General features: G+C 73.3%; 17 protein-coding genes. 9 read left to right on the top strand and 8 right to left on the bottom strand.

Annotation, left to right across the window (positions count from 1 at the left end; genetic code table 11):
• Positions 1–253: 253 nt before the first annotated feature.
• From JK364_RS33220 to JK364_RS33195, 6 genes are all read left to right on the top strand, one after another.
• Positions 254–1,921 carry an ABC transporter substrate-binding protein gene (locus JK364_RS33220; protein WP_201855061.1) on the top strand — a complete coding sequence of 556 codons (1,668 nt, stop codon included), beginning with the start codon at positions 254–256 and terminating at the stop codon, positions 1,919–1,921.
• Positions 1,921–2,871, top strand: a complete 951-nt coding sequence (locus JK364_RS33215; RefSeq protein ID WP_201855060.1) for an ABC transporter permease — start codon at positions 1,921–1,923, stop codon at positions 2,869–2,871. The genes JK364_RS33220 and JK364_RS33215 overlap by 1 nt, the downstream gene beginning before the upstream one ends.
• A 109-nt stretch (positions 2,872–2,980) precedes the next feature.
• A complete protein-coding gene (locus JK364_RS33210; RefSeq protein ID WP_201855142.1) occupies positions 2,981–3,811 on the top strand; it encodes an ABC transporter permease in 831 nt (276 codons plus the stop codon).
• Positions 3,808–4,902 carry an ABC transporter ATP-binding protein gene (locus JK364_RS33205; protein ID WP_201855059.1) on the top strand — a complete coding sequence of 365 codons (1,095 nt, stop codon included), beginning with the start codon at positions 3,808–3,810 and terminating at the stop codon, positions 4,900–4,902. The genes JK364_RS33210 and JK364_RS33205 overlap by 4 nt, the downstream gene beginning before the upstream one ends.
• On the top strand, positions 4,899–5,927 hold the full coding sequence (locus JK364_RS33200) for an ABC transporter ATP-binding protein (protein WP_201855058.1): 1,029 nt from the start codon (positions 4,899–4,901) through the stop codon (positions 5,925–5,927). Before JK364_RS33205 ends, JK364_RS33200 begins: the two co-directional genes overlap by 4 nt.
• Before the next feature lie 106 nt (positions 5,928–6,033).
• Positions 6,034–7,899 carry a gamma-glutamyltransferase family protein gene (locus JK364_RS33195; RefSeq protein WP_201855057.1) on the top strand — a complete coding sequence of 622 codons (1,866 nt, stop codon included), beginning with the start codon at positions 6,034–6,036 and terminating at the stop codon, positions 7,897–7,899.
• 115 nt (positions 7,900–8,014) lie between these two features.
• On the opposite strand, the gene JK364_RS33190 is transcribed toward JK364_RS33195, so the two are convergent.
• Both JK364_RS33190 and JK364_RS33185 read right to left on the bottom strand, forming a co-directional pair.
• Positions 8,015–8,377 (bottom strand): DUF1330 domain-containing protein, encoded by a 363-nt coding sequence (locus JK364_RS33190; RefSeq protein ID WP_201855056.1) that lies wholly within the window; start codon positions 8,375–8,377, stop codon positions 8,015–8,017.
• 127 nt (positions 8,378–8,504) lie between these two features.
• On the bottom strand, positions 8,505–9,017 hold the full coding sequence (locus JK364_RS33185; protein ID WP_307841449.1) for a hypothetical protein: 513 nt from the start codon (positions 9,015–9,017) through the stop codon (positions 8,505–8,507).
• A 113-nt stretch (positions 9,018–9,130) separates the two neighbouring features.
• On the opposite strand from JK364_RS33185, the gene JK364_RS57130 reads away from it, so the two are divergent.
• The 3 genes from JK364_RS57130 (at position 9,131) to JK364_RS33170 (ending at position 11,808) form a co-directional block, all read left to right on the top strand.
• The gene (locus tag JK364_RS57130) at positions 9,131–10,672 is read left to right on the top strand and encodes a helix-turn-helix domain-containing protein (RefSeq protein ID WP_201855055.1); all 1,542 of its coding nucleotides are present in this window, start codon (positions 9,131–9,133) and stop codon (positions 10,670–10,672) included.
• Positions 10,673–11,095: 423 nt separating this feature from the next.
• Positions 11,096–11,467 (top strand): type II toxin-antitoxin system RelE/ParE family toxin, encoded by a 372-nt coding sequence (locus JK364_RS33175; protein ID WP_372462025.1) that lies wholly within the window; start codon positions 11,096–11,098, stop codon positions 11,465–11,467.
• Positions 11,464–11,808, top strand: a complete 345-nt coding sequence (locus JK364_RS33170; RefSeq protein ID WP_201855054.1) for a helix-turn-helix domain-containing protein — start codon at positions 11,464–11,466, stop codon at positions 11,806–11,808. Before JK364_RS33175 ends, JK364_RS33170 begins: the two co-directional genes overlap by 4 nt.
• 46 nt (positions 11,809–11,854) lie before the next feature.
• On the opposite strand, the gene mfd is transcribed toward JK364_RS33170, so the two are convergent.
• From mfd to JK364_RS33140, 6 genes are all read right to left on the bottom strand, one after another.
• Positions 11,855–15,424, bottom strand: a complete 3,570-nt coding sequence (gene mfd / locus JK364_RS33165) for a transcription-repair coupling factor (protein WP_201855053.1) — start codon at positions 15,422–15,424, stop codon at positions 11,855–11,857.
• A 190-nt stretch (positions 15,425–15,614) separates the two neighbouring features.
• Entirely contained in the window at positions 15,615–16,487 is an 873-nt protein-coding gene (locus JK364_RS33160; protein ID WP_201855052.1) for a phosphogluconate dehydrogenase C-terminal domain-containing protein, read from the bottom strand.
• Positions 16,487–17,293 (bottom strand): sugar phosphate isomerase/epimerase family protein, encoded by an 807-nt coding sequence (locus tag JK364_RS33155; RefSeq protein WP_201855051.1) that lies wholly within the window; start codon positions 17,291–17,293, stop codon positions 16,487–16,489. Before JK364_RS33155 ends, JK364_RS33160 begins: the two co-directional genes overlap by 1 nt.
• Before the next feature lies 1 nt (position 17,294).
• Positions 17,295–18,098 (bottom strand): triose-phosphate isomerase family protein, encoded by an 804-nt coding sequence (locus tag JK364_RS33150; protein ID WP_201855050.1) that lies wholly within the window; start codon positions 18,096–18,098, stop codon positions 17,295–17,297.
• On the bottom strand, positions 18,098–18,568 hold the full coding sequence (locus tag JK364_RS33145) for a ribose-5-phosphate isomerase (RefSeq protein ID WP_201855049.1): 471 nt from the start codon (positions 18,566–18,568) through the stop codon (positions 18,098–18,100). Before JK364_RS33145 ends, JK364_RS33150 begins: the two co-directional genes overlap by 1 nt.
• 1 nt (position 18,569) lies before the next feature.
• Positions 18,570–20,408, bottom strand: a complete 1,839-nt coding sequence (locus tag JK364_RS33140; RefSeq protein ID WP_201855048.1) for a dihydroxyacetone kinase family protein — start codon at positions 20,406–20,408, stop codon at positions 18,570–18,572.
• Positions 20,409–20,467: the final 59 nt, after the last annotated feature.

Below are 20,467 nucleotides of genomic sequence, written 5' to 3'. Positions count from 1 at the left end.
GAGTCTCACACCCGGTGGGCGCCACCCCGGCGTCCTCCAGGCCTCCTCCAGGCCGCCGCCGCGAGCGTCCCGGCCGCCGCCGCGAGCGGATTTAACCAGGTGGTGACGGGCGGGCAACCGGAGCCGCCGGGTCCGCACGCTAGCGTCTGCCGACATCAATTTGGTCCTACCAATAGACCAACTGCTGTCCCTGCGCCATCCTGGCCGCACCGCAGCGCGCGCCCCAACGTCCCCAGCAGTGAGGCATCCCGCCATGCGCCAAAGTACGAGCGGACCGAGCGACCGGCCCCCACCCACCCGCCACCGACCGCGCGCCGCCGCCCTCGCCGCCCGGGTGCTGTGTGTGCTGGTCGCCGGCGCCACCGCCGGCTGCGCCTCCCTGGCCTCCCCCACGGCCGAAGTGGGCGCCGACCGGATGACCGACCCCCGGCCCGCCCGCGACGGCGGAACGCTCACCATCGCCCTCAAATCGGACCCGGACAAGCTGGACCCCACCCTGGCCAGCACCGCCGTGGGCCGGACCGTGTTCACCGCGATGTGCGAGAAGCTCTACGACGTCGACGCCGAGAACCGGATCGTGCCGCAGCTCGCCGCCGCCCCGCCCACGACCGGCGACGGGGGCCGCACCGTCACCATCAGGCTGCGGCCCGGCGTCCGGTTCGCCGACGGCACCCGCATGGACGCCAAGGCGGTCAAGACCTCCCTCGACCGCCACCGGACGCTGACCGGTTCCGTGCGCGCGAGCGAGCTGAAGCCCCTCACCTCGGTCCAGGCGGTCGGCGACGACACCGTACGGCTGCGGCTGACCAAGCCGTACGTCCCGCTGCTCGCGCTGCTCGCCGACCGCGCGGGCATGGTGATGTCCCCCACCGCGCTGAAGCGCTACGGCAAAGGGTTCGCGAGCCACCCCACCTGCGTCGGCCCGTTCCGCTACGCCGAGCGGGTGGTGGGCGACCGCATCGTGCTGGACAAGGACCCGAACTACTACGACGCCGACGCCGTCCATCTGCGGCGGGTGATCTACCGCACCATCACCGACGGCAACGTCCGGCTGGCGAACCTCCAGTCCGGCGACATCCAGGTGGGCGACCAGATGGACCCGGTCCAGGTGGGCAGGGCACTCACCGAACCCGGGCTGCAGCTGTTCCACTCCCCCTCGCTGGGCTACTACGGACTGACCCTCAACATCGGCAATACGAAGGGCGTGGGGGCGCCGCCGGGCCGGATCGACACCCCGATCGCGCGGGACGTGCGGGTGCGCGAGGCGTTCGACCTCTCCCTGGACCGCGACCTGATCAACACCATCGTCTTCCAGGGCCGCTACCGCCCCACCTGCGGTCCGCTCCCCTCCGGCACCCCGTACGCCACCGGATCCCACTGCCCGGCCCGCGACCTGGCCAGGGCCAAGCGGCTGCTCAAGGCCGCCAAGGTGACCACCCCGGTCCGGGTCCGGCTCCAGATCAGCACCACCCCGGAGGACAACCGGCTGGGCCAGGTCATCCAGGCCATGGCCAAGGAGGCGGGCTTCGCGGTGCGCCTGACGCCCACCGAGTTCGCCACCGGCCTGGAGCACTCCCGCGCGGGCGACTTCCAGGCGGCGACCACCAACTGGTCGGGGCGGCTCGACCCGGCGGGCAACATCGACGTGTTCGCCGGTACCGGAGGCGCCCAGAACTACGGCGGGCTCTCCGACCCGGCCATCGACCGGCTGATCGCCGAGGGCGGCGCCACCGCGGGCGGGCCCGCCCGTAAGAAGATCTACGCCCGGCTGGTGGAGCGCGTCCGCGCCGCGCACACCGTGCTCTATCTGATCCAGCCCACGAACTACGTCTCCGTGACCAAGAAGGTCGCCGGGCTGAAGGTCTTCGGCGACGGGCTGATCCGGGTGAAGGACGCCGGATATATGAGGGGAGGGAGCTGATGTCGTATCCGATCCGCCGTCTCGGCGAATCGCTGATCACGCTCTTCCTGGTCAGTGTCGTGGTCTTCACCGGCGTACGGGCGCTGCCCGGCGACACCGCCACCGCGCTGGCCGGGGAGGAGCCCACGCCCGAGGCGATCGCCCAGATCCGCGAGAGCTACGGGCTCGACGACAACATCGTGGTGCAGTACCTGCGCTATGTGCGGCACGCCGCCACCGGCGACCTCGGCGTCTCCTCCCGCACCGGGCTGCCGGTCCTGGACTCGGTGCTGGAGGCCCTGCCCGTCACCCTCGAACTGTCCGCCCTGGCCCTGCTGCTCGCGGTCGTGGTCGGCGTGGGCGCCGGGGTGGTGGCGGCGGTCCGGCGCGGCCGGCCCGAGGAGTGGCTGGTCAACGCGGTGGCGCTGCTGGGGCTTTCGGTGCCCGCCTTCTGGCTCGGCATCGTGCTCGTCCTCGCCTTCGCCATCGCCGTCCCGGTCTTCGCCGCCTCCGGTTTCGTGCCGTTCGGCGTGGACCCGATGGAGAACCTGCGCCATATGGTGCTCCCGGTGATCGTCCTCGGCTCCGGTCTCGCGGCGGTCGTGATGCGGCAGACGCGCGCGGCCATGCTGGGCTCGCTCTCCGCCGACTACGTGCGCACGGCGCGCGCCAAGGGGCTCTCCCGGCGTCAGGTGATCATGGGCCATGCCCTGCGCAACAGCCTGGTCACCGTGGTGACCGTGCTCGGACTCCAGCTCGGGCACCTCATCTCGGGCGCGGTGGTCACCGAGCAGATCTTCGTGCTGCCGGGCTTCGGCAAGCTCACCATCGACGCGGTCTTCTCCCGCGACTACGCGATGGTGCAGGGCGTGGTGCTGTTCACCTCGACCGCCTACATCCTCGTCAACCTCCTGGTGGACCTGGCCTATTCGGTGATCGACCCCCGTATCCGGCTCGGAGGTGCCCAGTGAGAATCCGGCTCGGAGATGCCGAGTTGAGCATCGGCCTCGGAGGTGCCCAGTGAGCGCGGCCGCCACCGCCCTTCCCGCCGCCGAGGAGCGGGGGGCACCGCTCGCCCCGCTGTCCCGGCTGCGGCTGCTGACCCGTAACAAGCTGGCCCTCACCGGGGCCGTGGCCGCCGCGATCCTGGTGCTGATCGCGGTGTTCGCACCGCTCATCGCGCCGTACGACCCGGCCCGCCCCGACTTCACCGCCGCCCTCCGGGAGCCGGGCTGGGCCCACTGGCTGGGCACCGACGACCTGGGCCGCGATCAGCTTTCCCGGGTCGTGTACGGGGTGCGGGCCTCGCTGCAGATCGGGCTGCTCGCGGTGGCGCTGGCCTTCGCGGCCGGAGTGCCGCTCGGGCTGATCGCGGGCTACTACGGGCGGTTCGCCGACTCGGTGGTCTCCCGGCTCACCGACACCCTGCTCGCCTTCCCCTTCCTGGTGCTGGCGGTGGGCCTGGCCACCATCCTCGGGCCGTCCCTGCTGAACGCCACGATCGCGGTCGGCGTCTCGCAGATCCCGGCCGTCATCCGGATCACCCGGGCGGAGACGCTGCGGCTGAAACACCTCGACTATGTGGCGGCGGCGGTGGCCAACGGCGGCGGGGACGGCACCGTGCTCTTCCGCCATATCCTCCCCGGCGCCCTGTCCGCGCTGACCGTCCAGGCCACCGTGGGCATCCCCACCGCGATCATCGGCGAGGCGCTGCTGAGCTTCCTCGGCCTCGGCGTCCAGCCGCCGTCCCCCTCGCTCGGGGTGATGCTCTCCAGCGCCCAGGCGTACATCGCCGCCGCGCCCTGGATGGCGGTCTTCCCGGGCCTGGCGATCATCGCCGCGACGCTCGCGTTCAATCTGCTCGGGGACGGGCTGCGCGACATCCTCGACCCCCAGGGAGACAGCCGATGACCACGTCCACCGCGCCCCCCGCCCTGAGCGTGCGGGACCTGTCCGTGGTCTTCCGCACCCCGACCCGCGTGGTCCACGCGGTGGACGGGCTGTCGTTCGACATCGCCGCCGGTGAAGTACTGGCCGTGGTCGGCGAGTCCGGCTGCGGCAAGTCCGTGACCTCCACCGCCGTGCTGGGGCTGCTGCCGCCCACCGCGAGCGTCGGCGGCTCCATCCGGCTGGGCGGACGGGAGTTGGTGGGGGCGGACGAGAGCGAACTGCGGGACGTCCGCGGCCGGGAGCTCGCGATGATCTTCCAGGAGCCGATGACCTCGCTGAACCCCGTCCTCACCATCGGCCGCCAGGTCGGCGAGGTCCTCCGGCGCCATCAGGGGATCGGCCGCCGTGAGGCGCGCGAGCGGGCCGTGGACCTGCTCGACCTCGTCGGCATCCCCGCCCCCGCCCAGCGGGCCCGCGACTATCCGCACCAGCTCAGCGGCGGAATGCGGCAGCGCGTGATGATCGCCATCGCGATCGCCTGCGACCCCGCCGTACTCATCGCCGACGAGCCCACCACCGCGCTGGACGTCACCGTGCAGGCGGGCATCCTGGAGGTGCTGCGGTCCCTGCGGGAACGGCTCGGCACCGCCATCGTGCTGATCACCCACGATCTGGGCGTGGTCGCCGACACCGCCGACCGGGTGCTGGTGATGTACGCGGGCCGGGGCGTCGAACAGGCCCCGGTGGACGAGCTGTTCGGCGCGCCCCGCCACCCGTACACCCGCGGGCTGCTCGGCGCGGTGCCGGTGCCCGGCCGGGGGCGGGCGGCGGGCGGGCGGCGGCGGCTCCAGGAGATCCCCGGACTGGTGCCGAGCCTCACCGAACAGCCCGACCGCTGCACCTTCCAGCCCCGCTGCTCCTACGCCGACGAGCGGTGCGGGGAGCAGCGGCCCGCGCTGCGGGCGCTGCGGGCACCGCGCGAGCGGGACGAGAGGAGTGCGGGGTACGAACGGTACGGGCCGGAACGGCATGAGGCCGCGTGCTGGTATCCGGTGCCGGTGCACCCCGAACCCACTGAACCCGAACCCACTGAAGAGGAGGCCGCCTCATGACCGCCGCCGTCGCGCCCGCGGAGGCGTCGCGGGATGACGCCGTGCTCGACATCAACGGCCTGGTCCGCCACTTCACCGGCCCCGCCGGCACCGTCAGGGCGGTCGACGGGGTCAGCCTCGGCATCGGCCGGGGCGAGATCGTCGGCCTGGTCGGGGAGTCCGGCAGCGGCAAGTCCACGGTGGGGCGGTGCGCCGTACGGCTGGACCGGCCGACCGCGGGCCAGGTGACGATCAACGGCCGCGACGTGACCCGGCTGTCGAAGCGGGCGCTGCGTCCGCTGCGCAAGGACTTCCACCTGGTGTTCCAGGACCCGTCCTCCTCGCTCGACCCCCGGATGACCGTGGGCGCCATCGTCGGCCAGCCGCTGCGGCTGCACCGCCTGGCGTCCGGCGACGCCCTGCGCGACCGGGTCGCCGCGCTGCTGGCCCAGGTGGGGCTGCGGCCCGAACTGGCGCGGCGGCGGCCCCATGAGCTCTCCGGCGGACAGCGGCAGCGGGTCTCCATCGCCCGCGCGCTGTCGGTCGATCCCCAGCTGCTGGTGGCCGACGAGCCGACATCGGCACTGGACGTCTCCGTCCAGGCGTCCGTGCTCAACCTGCTGGCGGACCTCCAGCGGGAACGGCGGTTCGGCTGTCTGTTCATCACCCATGACCTGGCCGCCGTCGAGTACCTCGCCGACCGGATCGCCGTGATGCATCTGGGGCAGCTGGTGGAACAGGCCCCGGCCGCCGAGCTGTTCGCCGACCCCAAGCATCCGTACACCCAGGCGCTGCTGTCCGCGGCCCCGGTGCCGGACCCGGCCGCGCAGCGGTCGCGCGCCCGGATCGTGCTCAGCGGGGAGCTGCCCAGCCCGCTGGATCCGCCGAGCGGCTGCCGCTTCCACACCCGCTGCCCACTCGCCGTCGACCGCTGCCGCGCCGAGCCGCCCGTGCTGCGGCGGCTCGCGGAGGGCGGCGGCCGTCGCCAGGTCTCCTGCCATCTGGTGGCGGACGACGGCACCGCGCCCGACGCCGCCACCATCTGACCGCCCGCACGTCCGCACGCCCGTACCCGCGCCCGCACCCGCACCCGCACCCGTACCCGCACCCGCACCCGCACCCGCACCCGTACGAGACCAGGAGCCTGCCGACATGTTCACCACCCGGCCCACCCTTCAGGGCACCCATGGCATGGTGTCCTCCACCCACTGGCTGGCCTCGCAGTCCGCCATGGCCGTCCTGGAGGACGGCGGCAACGCCTTCGACGCGGCCGTGGCCGCCGGGTTCGTCCTGCATGTGGTCGAGCCGCATCTGAACGGACCCGCCGGTGAGGTGCCGATCATCCTCGCCCCGGCGGACGGCGAACCCACCGTGCTGTGCGGCCAGGGCCCGGCCCCCGCCGGGGCCACCATCGACCACTACACCGCGCTCGGCCTCGACCTCGTCCCCGGCACCGGCCCGCTCGCGGCGGCGGTGCCCGGTGCGTTCGACGCCTGGATGGTGCTGCTGCGCGACCACGGTACGAAACGGCTCGCCGAGGTGCTGCGGTACGCGATCGGCTACGCCGAGCACGGCCATCCGGCGGTCGAGCGGATCGGGGAGACGGTCGAGACGGTGCGGGAGCTGTTCGAGACCGAGTGGACGACCTCGGCCGAGCTGTATCTGCCGGACGGGACGTCCCCCGCCGCCGGGCGGCTGCTCACCAACCCCGCGCTGGCCGCCACCTGGCGGCGGCTGGTCGCCGAGGCGGAGGCGGCGGGCCCCGGGCGCGAGGCCCAGATCGAGGCGGCCCGCCGGGTCTGGCGCGAGGGCTTCATCGCGGCGGAGCTGGCGGACGCGGCGGCCCGGCCCGCGATGGACTCGTCCGGGCACCGCAACGCCGGGACCATGACCGGGGACGACCTGGCCGCCTTCGAGGCCACGTACGAGCCGCCGGTCCGCCACTTCTGGAACGGCTGGACCGTGTGCAAGGCCGGGCCCTGGAGCCAGGGGCCGGTGCTGCTCCAGCAACTCGCCCTGCTGCCGTACGCGCTGAGCGAGGCCGACCTGGGCACGCCCGACTTCCTGCACCTCCTGATCGAGGGCGGCAAGCTGGCCATGGCCGACCGCGAGGCGTGGTACGGGGACGCCGCCGACGTTCCGCTGACGGAGCTGCTCTCGCGTCCGTACAACGACGAGCGGCGGGCACTGATCGGCGAACAGGCCTCGTACGAGCTGCGCCCCGGGCACCCCGGAGGCCTTGCGCCACGGCTGAGCAAGCAGGCGCGGGCCGCGGTGGCCCGCGCCGCGTCCGGGGCGGACGGACCGGCCGCCGGGCCGGGTGGCGGGGAGCCGACGGTCGGCGGGCCGGACTCGGGCCTGGGGTCGGGGGGCCGGGCGCACGGCGAAGCGGCCGTCGACCGGGACGGGGTGACCCGGGGCGACACCTGCCACCTCGACGTGGTGGACCGCTGGGGCAACATGGTCGCGGCCACGCCCAGCGGCGGCTGGCTGCAGTCCAACCCCGTCATCCCCGCGCTGGGTTTCCCGCTCGGCACCCGGCTCCAGATGACCTGGCTGGACCCCGGCCTGCCCAACTCCCTCACCCCCGGCCGCCGCCCCCGCACCACACTCACCCCGTCGCTCGCGCTGCGCGACGACACCCCCGTCATGGCCTTCGGCACTCCCGGCGGCGACCAGCAGGACCAGTGGAGCACGCACTTCTTCCTCGGCGTCGCGCTACGGGCGCCGGTCCGCTCCGGCCTGGACCTGCAAGGCGCCATCGACGCCCCCAACTGGCACCAGGAGTCCTTCCCCGGTTCCTTCCACCCCCGGGCGATGACGGCGGGCCGGGTGGTCGTCGAGTCCCGCATCGGCGAACCGGCCATCACGGAACTCCGCCGCCGCGGCCACGATGTGATGGTCGGCGACCCCTGGTCGGAGGGCCGCCTGTGCGCGGTCGCCCGCGACCCGGAGACAGGCGTCCTGCTCGCCGCCGCCAACCCGCGCGGCGCACAGGGCTACGCGGTGGGGCGGTGACAGGCGTACAGATCGGGCGGACGTACCGCCTTGAAGGGGCGCGGGGAACCGCGCGATCAGCCACGACGGCGCCGCAGACGATCGGCGGCAGGTCAGGGCACTTCCAGCGGAGCGCTCAGCGGGCGTACCCGCTGGGGTCCGCGGAACGCAGTTTCTCGGCTCGCTCCAGTGGGTCGTAGCCGGGGCCGACGCCATCGGCCAGGATCACATCGCCCTCGATATGGTCGGTGCGCAGCGCCAGGATGTCCTGATAGGCGGGCGACGCGTACCACTCGCGGGCGTCCGCCATCCCGCCCGGGAACTCGATCAGCACCACACTGCCCGGCCACTCCCCCTCGACCACCTCCAGCGTGTCGCCGTGGATGAGGAACCGGCCGTGGAAGGGGTCGAGGGTGGCCTGGATCCGCTCCAGGTACTCGATGACGTCGGGGTGCGGACTGCGGCCGTGCAGATGCGCGAGCGCGTAGGCGGCGGGCATGGCTCCTCCAAGTGCTCCAGGCAGATCGGCGGACACGGATCAGCCTGCCGCGCCCCGCCGGGAGCGTCGATTACCCCCGAGGTCATGGCGGCGGCCACCCCCGGGGTCAGGAGCGCGGCCCCGGGCCTCAGTCGAAGATGCCCAGGTCCTCCCGCATGATCCGGCGCATCGCCGACAGCCGGGGCTCGGCCTCCTTCAGCTCCTGCAGCGCGTCCGCCGCCGTCTCGCCGTCGTACTGCAGGCCGCGGTCGATCCGTTTGGCCATCGCGTCGATACCGGCGAGCACCGTATTGAGGTCGCGGGACGCTTCCAGGACCCGTTCGGGGACGATCATCTGCGCCTCGGCGTAACGGTCCCGGTAGTCGCGGCGGGCCTCCTCGAGCCGGACGCGGTCCTCGTCCGCGTACACGTCGTCGCGGATCCGGTGCAGCGCGTCCTTGAGGAGGGTGTGGAACTGACGGGAGGCGCGGTTCATCGCGGTGTAGGCGGCCCGGCGCTCCTCGAAGCGGCGCCGCCGGTCCTCGGTGAGTGCTTCCTCTCCCCGCTGGCGTGCCGTCATGCGCTGCTGGAGGAGGGGTGCGAAGAGGGTGCCGAGGATGCCGACGACTGCGGTGATCATGGCGGCTATGACGGTGGACACCGGGGGAGCCTAGCCGCCTCCCTCCCAGTGGGCTCCGCCGTATCCACAGGTTTTCCACAGGCTGGGCCGGGCCCTTTCCGAAACCCAGGCGATCAGAACTAATGTGCTGTTTCATGCACACCCCGCCCTCCGACGAGCGCGCCGACCGAGCTGACCGAGCCGACCGCGCCGACCGCGCCGATGACGTTCTCGCCCTCGCCCGGCTGGCCACCCGGCGCGGGGCGGTACGGGAGATGCTCGGCTGGCTGGCCCGGCGGACCGGGGGCCCGGCCGTGCTGGTCGGGGACTCGGGACGGGTGCTGGCCGGGCCGGGCGGGGAGCACGACCCGGCGGTGGCGCGGCTCGCCGCCGACGCCGCAGTCGGCGCCGCCGTCGAGCTGCACCGGCGCGGGGCGGCGTCCGCCGTGCTGGGCGGGGGCGAAGGGCCCCCGGTGCATCTGATCGCGCTCGACACCGGCCCGAGGACGTATCTCGCCGTCGTGGGGCCGGACGATCCGCACTGCGGAACGCTGCTCGCCGACGCCGCCCGCACCCTCGCCCTGTGCTGGCGGCTGGAGCAGTCCGAGCGGGCGCGGCGGCGGATCGAGTCGGCCGAGGAGCACAGCCGGGAGGCGGTGCTGCATCTGCTGATGGTGGGCAGCGTGCCCGCCGCGCAGCGGATCGCCGGGGCGCTGCGGCCGGCGCTGCCCGCGGTGGTCCGGATGTATGTGATCGAGTGCCCGCACGCGCGGCGGCGCGAGATTATCCGGCGGATCGATCGCGAGGCGGGGGGCGGGGCGTGGATCGTGCCGTGTCCGGTGCGCCCGAACCACGTCCTCGCGCTCGTACCGCCCGAGCCGGGCCCGATCAGCGGTGACCCGCGGGGCGGCCCGGCACCACTGGACCTGCTGATCGTCCGGCTGGTGCCCGAATGCCGGGTCGGGGTGAGCGCGGCGGTCGCGCTGCGGGACACGCCGACCGCGTATGAGCAGGCCATCCACGCGCTGGCGGTGGCCCGTAGCGCGCCCGAGCGCCGTGCGGGCTTCGGCGGCGATGTGGATGTGACCGTCCTGGCGGGCCCGGAGGGCTATGTGTGGGCGAGCGAGCTCCTGGCGCCCTGTCTTCGGTACGCCCCGGCACGCCGCGCCGACCCGGGCCCGCAGGAGCTGCTGGGCACGCTCGGGTCGTGGCTGAGCTTCGGCGGGGCGGCCAGCCGCCATCTGAAGATCCACCGCAATACCCTCGCGGCGCGGATGCGCCATCTGGACGAGCTGCTGGGCGTGGAGATCAGCCGCAGCCTGCCCGCGCAGTCGGCCGCCTGGCTGGCGCTGCGGCTGCACACCGCGCCCCAGGCCGCGGCGGCCCGCGCCCAGGCCCCACCGGGGCACACCGCCACGCTGGACGCGGTGCTGGGCACCCCCGCCGCCGGGACCTGGGCCCGGGCCCAGCTGCGCCCCCTGGAGCAGGCCGGTCCGACGGCCGGGCTGGAGACCATACGCACCTGGCTGCGCGCCGACGCCCGCCTGCCCGCCGCGGCCACCGCCCTGGGCATCTCCCTCCCGGGCGCCCGCAAGCGCCTGACCAGGGCGGAGGACGTCCTGGGTCGCTCCCTGCTGACCGCGCCGAGCGCGAAGTACGAACTATGGCTCGCGATGCGAGCTCTGGGCTCGCTCTGAAACGGGGCGACCGCGCACCGGGGTCGCCCTCGGGCGCGCCCACCGTTCGCCGCCGTACTCACCGTTCACCAGTGCGTTCACCGTTCGAAGGGGAACCGCTCGGGGTGCTCACTGTGCACATCGTTCCTCGCCGTGGGTGCCGCGGGCGCCTATTGTCCTGGACAAGCCACGACGGGCCGCGCCGAACCCCGCCTCTCGCCGAGAGCCGAGGGCCGAGGGCGCATCCCCCCACCCGCACGGCACCGCACCCGGCCACCCCGCCGGGCTCATGAGCCGGGGCCGGCCGCCGCGCGACGACGGGGGTGTCGCGCGCGCGGCCCGCCCCTGTCCCCGTGGAAACCGGCGCGGACAGGCCCACCCATTCGAGGGAATGAGCTGGCTTTACAAGGGTGCGCTTCTACAAGCAACTGCTTATACTCGCTCGTGACGTGGTCAATCAACATCCATGACGAGGTGGCCGACTGGTTCCTCGCCCTATGTGCTCACGATCCGCATTCGGCCGACTCGGTGGAGCAGGCCATCGAGCTGCTGGCGGCCATAGGACCGAGCCTCGGTCGTCCCATGGCCGATGTGATCCACGGCAGCTCGATGAAGAACCTCAAGGAGTTACGCCCGGGCTCGGCGGGCCGGACCGAAATCCGCATCCTCTTCGTCTTCGACCCCGACCGGGAGTGCATCCTCCTCGTGGCGGGCGACAAGGCGGGCAACTGGCGGCGCTGGTACGACACCGCCGTCCCACTCGCCGAGGAGCGCTACCGGCAGTACCTCGACCACAAGGAGAAGGCGGCGGAATGAACGGTTTCACCTCGTGGGACGAGGTCAAGAGGAGCGGCGAGCGGGTCCGCCGCGAGGCCCACCCCGAGGTGGGCGAGGCGGAGTGGGCGGCGCGGAAGGAGGCCGCACGCCTGCGGCAGGAGGCCCACCTCCTGGGCCATCACCTGCGGCGGCTGCGGAGGGAGCGGGGTCTCACCCAGCAGCAGGCCGCCGCCCAGCTCGGCATCACCCAAGCCCGCGTCTCCCAGCTGGAGCAGGGCAAGTCGGTGGATCTCACGGCGATGCGCGCCTATGCGCAGGCGCTGGGGGCGCGGCTGACCCTGGTGCTCGAAGTCGACGATCAACAGATCCGCATCGCCTGAGCCCGATGGCGTCCCCAGCGCCGTCGTCACGCCCCCAGGATCACCCTCACGACCCCAGGATCGACGTCAGGAACTCCCCGGTCCACGCCAGCAGTTCCCGTCCCACCAGCGGCTTTCCGCCGATGCGGGCGGTGGCGGGGCGGGGTACCAGGATCTGCTTGGTGGCGGGCTTGATGACCGTGCGCGGGTAGAGGCGCTTGAGGCGCAGCTCCTGGGATTCGCGGAGCTCGACCGGGGAGAAGCGGATGTTGGAGCCCTGGAGGGTGATGTCGGTGACGCCGCAGGCGCGGGCCAGCAGGCGCAGGCCGGCGACCAGGAGGAGGTTCTCCACCGGCTCGGGGAGCTTGCCGTAGCGGTCGGTGAGCTCCTCGCGGACGGCGCGGATGTCTTCCTCGCTGTTGGCGGAGGCGATCGCCCGGTACGCCTGGAGGCGCAGCCGCTCGCCGGGGGCGTAGTCGTGCGGGACGTGCGCGTCGACCGGAAGCTCGATCTTGACCTCCAGCGGCGCCTCCGCGGGCTCGCCCTCGCCCGCCTCGATCGAGGCGCGGTAGTCGGCGACGGCCTCGCCGACCATCCGGACGTAGAGGTCGAAGCCGACGCCCGCGATGTGGCCGGACTGCTCACCGCCGAGCAGATTGCCCGCGCCGCGGATCTCCAGGTCCTTCATCGCCACATACATGCCCGCGCCCATCTCGGTGTGCTGGGCGATCGTGGCCAGCCGCTCATGGGCGGTCTCCGTGAGCGGCTTCTCGGGCGGGTAGAGGAAGTACGCGTAACCGCGCTCGCGGCCACGGCCGACCCGGCCGCGCAGCTGGTGCAGCTGGGAGAGGCCGAAGTTGTCGCCGCGCTCGACGATCAGGGTGTTGGCGTTGGAGATGTCGATCCCGGACTCGACGATGGTCGTGGAGACCAGGACGTCGAACTTCTTCTCCCAGAAGTCGACCACGACCTGCTCCAGCGCACCCTCCGACATCTGCCCGTGGGCGGTGGCGATCCGCGCCTCGGGGACGATCTCGCGCAGCCGGGCGGCGGCCCGGTCGATGGACTCCACCCGGTTGTGGATGTAGAAGACCTGGCCCTCGCGGAGCAGCTCGCGCCGGATCGCGGCGCCGATCTGCTTCTGCTCGTACGGACCGACGAAGGTCAGCACCGGATGGCGCTCCTCCGGCGGGGTGGTGATCGTGGACATCTCGCGGATGCCGGTGACCGCCATCTCCAGGGTGCGCGGGATGGGCGTGGCGGACATGGTCAGCACGTCCACATTGGCGCGGAGCTTCTTCAGCTGCTCCTTGTGCTCGACGCCGAAGCGCTGCTCCTCGTCCACGATGACCAGGCCCAGGTCCTTGAACTTGGTTTCGGAGGAGAAGAGCCGGTGGGTGCCGATGACGATGTCGACCGCGCCGTCCCGCAGCCCCTCCAGCACCGCCTTGGCCTCGGTGTCGGTCTGGAAGCGGGAGAGCGCCCTGACGTTGACGGGGAACTGGCCGTACCGCTCGCCGAAGGTGCCGAAGTGCTGCTGCACCAGCAGGGTCGTGGGCACGAGCACCGCCACCTGCTTGCCGTCCTGGACCGCCTTGAAGGCGGCGCGGACCGCGATCTCGGTCTTGCCGTAGCCGACGTCGCCGCAGATCAGCCGGTCCATCGGAACCGACTTCTCCATGTCCTCCTTGACCTCGGCGATGGTGGTGAGCTGGTCGGGGGTCTCCGCGTACGGGAACGCGTCCTCCAGCTCCCGCTGCCAGGGGGTGTCCCCGCCGAAGGCGTGGCCGGGCGCCGCCATCCGGGCCGAGTAGAGCTTGATCAGGTCGGCGGCGATCTCCTTGACGGCCTTCTTGGCGCGCGCCTTGGTCTTGGTCCAGTCGGCGCCGCCGAGCCGGTGCAGGGTCGGCGCCTCGCCGCCCACGTACTTGGTGACCTGCTCCAGCTGGTCGGTGGGGACGAAGAGCCGGTCGCCGGGCTGGCCGCGCTTGGCCGGGGCGTACTCCACCACCAGATACTCGCGGGTGGCGCCCTGGACGGTGCGCTGCACCATCTCGATGTAGCGGCCCACGCCGTGCTGCTCGTGGACGATGAAGTCGCCCGCCTCGAGGGTGAGCGGATCGATCGTCTTACGGCGGCGCGCGGGCATCCGCGCCCCGTCCTTGCCCGCGGCCTTCTGCCCGGACAGATCCGTCTCGGTCAGCACGGCCAGCTTCAGGGCCGGGTCGATAAAGCCGTAGTCGATCGAGCCGCAGGCCACATGCACCACGGACGGCTTGATCTCGGTGAGGTCGCCGTCCAGCCGGGCCGCGATCCCCTCGCCGCCGAGCACCTCGACGGTGCGGGAGGCGGGGCCGTGGCCCTCGGTCACATAGACCGTGCGCCAGCCGTCGGCGAGCCAGCCCTTGGTGTCGGCCAGCGCGCGGGCGGTGTCGCCGCGGTAGCTCTCGGTGGCGTGCATGCCCAGCTTGACGGTGTCCCCCGCCGCGTCAGCGGCAAGTGTCTGCGTGAGCTCCTCGTCGGCGGCGAAGGGGCTCACCGACCACCACATCATGCCCAGCTCACGGGCGCGGTCGCGGACGTCCGCGATGCCCCACAGGGAGGCCGCGCCGACGTCGATCGGGGCCTCGCCGCCCCCGGCGGTGGCCGCCCAGGACGCCTGGAGGAACTCCTGGCTGGTGGCCACCAGGTCCGCCGCCCGGGTGCGCACCCGCTCCGGCTCGCAGACGACCGTCATGCTGCCCGCCGGGAGGACGTCCAGCAGCAGCTCCATGTCGTCGACCAGGACGGGGGCCAGGGACTCCATGCCCTCGACCGCGATCCCCTCGGCGATCTTGCCGAGCAGCTCGCCCAGCTCGGGATGGGCCTCGGCGAGGGCCGCGGCCCGCTCCCGTACGTCGCCGGTCAGCAGCAGCTCCCGGCAGGGCGGGGCCCACAGCCCGTGCTCGGCGATCTCCAGGGACCGCTGGTCGGCCACCTTGAAGTAGCGGATCTCCTCGATGTCGTCGCCCCAGAACTCGATCCGGAGCGGATGCTCCTCGGTCGGCGGGAAGACGTCCAGGATGCCGCCGCGCACGGCGAACTCACCGCGCTTCTCGACCAGTTCGACCCGGGAGTACGCGGCGGCCGCGAGCCCGTCCACGATCTCCTCCAGATCGGCGGTCCGCCCGGCCCGCAGGCTCACCGGCTCCAGATCACCGAGCCCCTTGACCTGCGGCTGGAGCACGGACCGTACGGGCGCGACAACGACCGAGACGGGCCCGGCCGCCGGGTCGTCCGGGCTCGGATGGGCCAGCCTGCGCAGCACCGCGAGGCGCCGCCCGACCGTGTCCGAGCGCGGGGAGAGCCGCTCGTGCGGCAGCGTCTCCCAGGACGGGTACTCCACCACTGCGTTTTCATGGCCTGGCGGCATCAGCGAGCGCAGCGCCGCCGCCAGATCCTCCGCCTCCCGGCCGGTGGCCGTCACCGCGAGCACGGTACGGCCCGCGGAGCGCGCGAGCGCGGCGATGGCGAACGGACGGGCGGCGGGCGGGCCGACCAGATCGACGTGGGGGCGATGGCCGTCGGTGGCGCCGCGCACCGCCTCGGCGAGCGCGGGGTCCCTTACGACGGCGTCGAGCAGACCGGTGAGGCTCATAAAGGGGTATTCCATCCCGGAGGCGGACAACGCGAACGACCCGACACGTGTCACGGGCCGGGGGTCTTCCAGAGTACGGCCACCCGCCGACAACCCGCGCCGTGTGATGACGCCCCCGGCCCGGTGCGCTCCCCCGTGAGCGCACCGGGCCGGGGGCGTAACCGCGTACCGCACAGCGCACAGCGCGGTGTCACGCCGCGCGGCGGATTTCCTTGATCTTGAGCATCCGCGTGATGACCTTGTCGAGCTCGTCGTCCTGGAACACCTTCTTCCAGTCGTCCCGCACGATCGACTCCCGTCCGTAGTCCATCGCGATCAGGCAGGCGTCGGAGAACGGGTTGTCGCCCTTGAGGGTGTTGGCGAGGGCGACCTGGGTGTGGCCGAGGAGCATCGCGCGGGCGGCGGGCTCCGGGACGCCCACGGTGTGGACGGTCTCGTGCAGGGCCTCGGTCAGCAGCGCGCCGACCATGCAGGCGATGGTCTCCACGAGGGTGGGCTCCAGCACGGCCAACTGCTTGACGGTCACCCAGTGGACGTCCACGACCGGGGCGTACATCGTGCGGATCACGGTCTCGGTCAGCTCGCGCGCCGCCGCGTCCTCGGACTCGAACGCCGCGACGACCTCCTGCGGGGCGGCGATCCCGCCGAAGGTGTCGGCCCACTCCTCCTTGGTGGTGCGCTCCAGGAAGACCGACGGGTGGCAGGGGTGCGCACAGGCGTTGGCGACGTCGTCGCGCCGGGCGAGCAGGCCCGCGTACGCGGCGGCCGGGTCCAGGGTGAGGACGACCGAGCCGGGCTTCATCACCGGCACCAGCGCCTCGGACACCGCGCCGAGGACGCGGTCGGGGACGGCGAGGATGACCACGTCCGCCTCGGCCGCCGCCTTGGCGGAGTCGATGACCTCGCGGCCCAGCTCGGCCAGGACCTCCTGGCCCTTGGGGGAGTTCTCGCCGAACAGGACGCGGAAGTCGCTCTTCTCCAGGTTCGCCGAGACGCGCAGGCCCATCTTTCCGGCGGCGCCGATGACGGCGACGGTCGTGGGCTCGGTGGCGGGGGTGGCCATCAGGTGCTCCTCATCAGGGTGTTCAAGGTGCGGACACATTGCCGTGTCCACTGGTCTTCGAGCCGGGCGGTCTCCTCGAAGCCGCCCTGCCACGGGAGCCAGTGCTCCACGATCTGGTGGACGCCCTTCTCCTCCGGGCGGACCGCGGCGATCATGCGGTCGTAGTCGAGCAGCCCCTCGCCGAGCGGGCAGCCGGCGAGGGTGAAGCCGACCCAGCCGTCCCGGCGGGTGAAGGCGAAGTCCTTGACGTGGATGTTGACCACGTACGGGGCGGTGCGGTCGATCACATCGGCCGGCCGCTCCAGGCGGGCCACGCTGTTGCCCGGGTCCAGGCAGACGCCGAGGTGCGGGCTGTCGACGGCGGTGACCACGGCCAGCAGATCGTCCGTCGAGATCTGCTCGTACGTCTCCAGGCCGAGGGTGACCCCGCGCGCGGCGTAGCCGGGCACCGCCTCGCGCAGCAGCTCGACCGCCTCGGGGACGGTCGGCCGGTGGTCATGGGTGTTCAGCATGGAGCGGACGAAGGACGCGCCCAGCTTCTCCGCGAGCTCCAGATACCTCAGCAGATGCCCGGGGCGGATCCCGCGGGTGCCGAGCTCCAGCCGGATGCCGAGGGCCTCGGCCATGGTGCGCAGCTCCGCGAGCTCCTCGTCGCGATACGTCTCGATCGACGGGTAGTCACAGATCTGGAGGACGCCGACGCCCAGGTCATGGGTGCTCCGGAGCATGTCGGCCAGCGTCAGCGGCCGGGGTGCCTTCGGGGAGGTCCGCCAGAAGAAGGCGTAGGTGCTCAGTCCGATGGCCATCTCACGCCACCCCCGCCACGGTCGTCCCGTGCAGGGCCGCCGCCTCGTCCAGGATGGCCTCGAACGCGCCCGGGTCATGGGCGAAGCGGCCCAGGAAGAGCCCGCCGACCTCGGGACCGAGCCGGGTGAGCAGCCCCGGTCCGGCGCTGCCCCCGTAGACGACCCGGCTGCCCGCGAGCTCCGCCCGCTCCGCCAGCCGGGTGCTCAGGGCGGTGCACACGGCGCGGATGTGCTCGGGCGAGGCGGGCTCGGGGGCGCCGATGGCCCACTGCGGTTCGTAGGCCACGATCACCGGGCCGAGCACCCCGGCCCGTCCGGCCGCGGCGAGCGCGGACTCGACTTCGGCGGCGCAGCGCTCGGCCGCCCGCCCGGCGTCGGCGCGCTCCGGCTCACCGACGCACAGCACGGGGGTGAGGCCGTGGCGCAGCGCGGCGGCGGTCTTGGCCGCGACGACCGTCTCGTCCTCGTGGAAGAGGCGGCGCCGCTCGGCGTGGCCCACCTCGGCGTAGCCACAGCCGATCTCCCTGAGCTGGGCGCCGCTCACCTCGCCGGTGAACGCGCCGGGCTCCTCGGCGCTCAGGTCCTGCGCGCCGACCCGGACCCCGGTCCCGGCGAGCAGTCCGGCGGCCGGGACCAGCGCCGGGAAGGAGGGCAGGACGAACGTCTCCACGAGGCCGCCGGTGACGGCCGGGTGCCGCTCGGCGATCGCCGCGATACGACGGCACCAGTTGAGCGTCTGGTGGTGCCCGAAGTACATCTTCAGGCTGACGCCGATGGTGACGGACGGGACGTGGGGGGAGGACATCAGGCGGCCGTGCCCTCTTCGTAGGCACACATCAGCTCGACCTTGGCGGCCGAGGCCGAGGAGGTGTCGAAGCGGTAGGTGAGCCACTCCTGGGCGAGGCGGCGGGCGAGTTCGAGACCCACGACGCGCTGGCCGAAGGTGAGCACCTGGGCGTTGTTGCTGAGGATGGCGCGCTCGACGGAGAAGCTGTCGTGGGCGGTGACGGCCCTGATGCCCTTGACCTTGTTGGCGGCGATGGCGACCCCGAGTCCGGTGCCGCACACCAGCAGCGCCCGGTCGGCCTCGCCGGCGGCCACGAGTTCGGCGGCGGCGATCGCGACCTTCGGGTAGGCGGTGTGCCCGTCGGCGTCCACGCCCACGTCCGTCACGGCCGCGACGAGCTCGCTGGCCTCCAGGTCCTTCTTCAGAACCTCCTTGTAGTCGTATCCGGCGTCATCGGATCCGACGACGATGCGGAGCTTGTCGTTCATCTCAGCCTTTCCTGGCGGTGGTGTCGGCGGTGGTGTCGGCGGTGGGTTCAGGAGCGGGTTCGGGGGTGGTGCCGGCGGTGCCGTTGCCGGCGAGGGCGCCGTGCACGGCACGGACGATCAGGGCGAGGGACACCGCGCCGGCGTCGGGGGTGCCCAGCGACTTCTCCGCGTGCGGCCGGGCGCGGCCCAGCCGGGGCAGGAGTTCGGCGGTGGCCGCCGCGGCGGCGTCGGCGGCGGTGGCCGCGGTGTCCCAGGCGGCGGCGAGCGGCGCTCCCCCGCCGACCGCGTCGCTCAGCGCGTCGGCGAACGGCACCAGGGCGTCGACCATCGTCTTGTCGCCGGTCTCCGCCTTGCCGAGCCGCATCACCCCGTCGGCTGCGGCGTCCACGCCGACGCTGACGGGGTGCGCGCCGGGCGGTTCGGTGTCGCCGAGGGCCGTGCCCAGCGCCCGCAGGATGACCCCCCACAGCGCCCCGGAGGTGCCACCGGCCCGGTCGGCCCAGGCGTCGGCGGCGTGGTGCAGCAGGGTGCCGACGCCCGCGCCCCGCTCCAGGGCCCGGCGTCCGGCCGCGTGCGCGGCCTCGGAGCCGCGCCGCATGCCGATGCCGTGGTCGCCGTCGCCGGCGACCGCGTCGATGCGGCCGAGTTCCTCGGCGTGGGCCCGGATGGTCGTCTCGATGGCGCCGAGCGCCGCCAGCGCGGTGCGGGCCGCGGCACGGGAAGGCTCGCTCGCCTCGGGGACGGCGGTGTCCTCGGGGACGTCGGTGCCCTCGGCGACGGCGGTGTCCGCGGAGAGGTCCGTGTCCGCGGTCGCCGACGGCTGGGGTGCCGCGACCGTCCCCTTGCGGTAGGCGGGGGCGTGGGCCGGGGCCGTCCACAGCGGCTCCAGCTCATCGGTCAGCCAGAAGAGGGTGAGCGAGACGCCCGCCATGTCGAAGCTGGTGACCAGCTCGCCCACCTCGGGGTCGACCGTTTCGACGCCCGCCTCGGCGAGCAGCCGGGCCACCCGGCGGTAGACGACGAACAGCTCCTCGTACTTGACCGAGCCCAGGCCGTTGAGGATCACGCCCGCCCGCTGTCCGCGCGGGCTCCCGACCCCCTCCGGCAGCTCGCCGAGCAGAGTGGAGACCAGCAGGTCGGCGGCCTCGTCGGCGCTGGGCACAGGGCGCTCGGCGAGCCCCGGCTCCCCGTGGATGCCCAGGCCCACCGCCATCCGGCCGGCCGGGACGGTGAACAGCGGGTCGTCCGCGCCGGGCAGGGTGCAGCCGGAGAAGGCGATGCCGAACGAGCGGGTCCTGGTGTTGGCCAGCTTCGCGAGGCGGACCACCTCCGCCAGGGGCAGCCCCGCCTCGGCGGCCGCGGCGGCGGTCTTGAACACCGCGAGGTCGCCCGCGACCCCGCGCCGCTTCTCCGACTCCCCGGCGGCGGCGCTGGAGACGTCGTCGGTCACGGCGAGTGTCGCGCAGGGGATGCCCTCGGCGGTGAGGCGCTCCGCGGCCTGCCCGAAGTGCAGCACATCGCCCGCGTAGTTGCCGAACGCCAGCAGCACCCCGCCACCGGCCTGCGCCGCCTTGGCCACCTGGCGCACCTGCTGGGCCGAGGGCGAGGCGAAGACATTGCCGACCGCGGCGCCGTGCGCCAGGCCCTGCCCCACCAGACCGGAGAAGGCCGGGTAGTGGCCGGAACCGCCGCCGACGACCACGGCCACCTGGCCGGGGGCGGCGGCGGTGGCCCGGACGACGCCGCCGGGGACGCGCCGGACCAGGCGCCGGTGGGCGGCGACGAAGCCCTCCAGGGCCTCGTCCGCGAAGGCGGCTGGGTTGTTGAAGAGTCGTGTCATGGCTGGCGGTCTCCCGGGGCCGCGGGGGGGATCGGTGCGCTGGGGCTGGACGGCGGGCG

The organism is Streptomyces endocoffeicus, from assembly GCF_016741935.1.
In the GTDB taxonomy this organism is placed as follows: Bacteria; Actinomycetota; Actinomycetes; order Streptomycetales; family Streptomycetaceae; genus Streptomyces; species Streptomyces endocoffeicus.
This window is presented reverse-complemented; position numbering and strand designations above follow the sequence as displayed.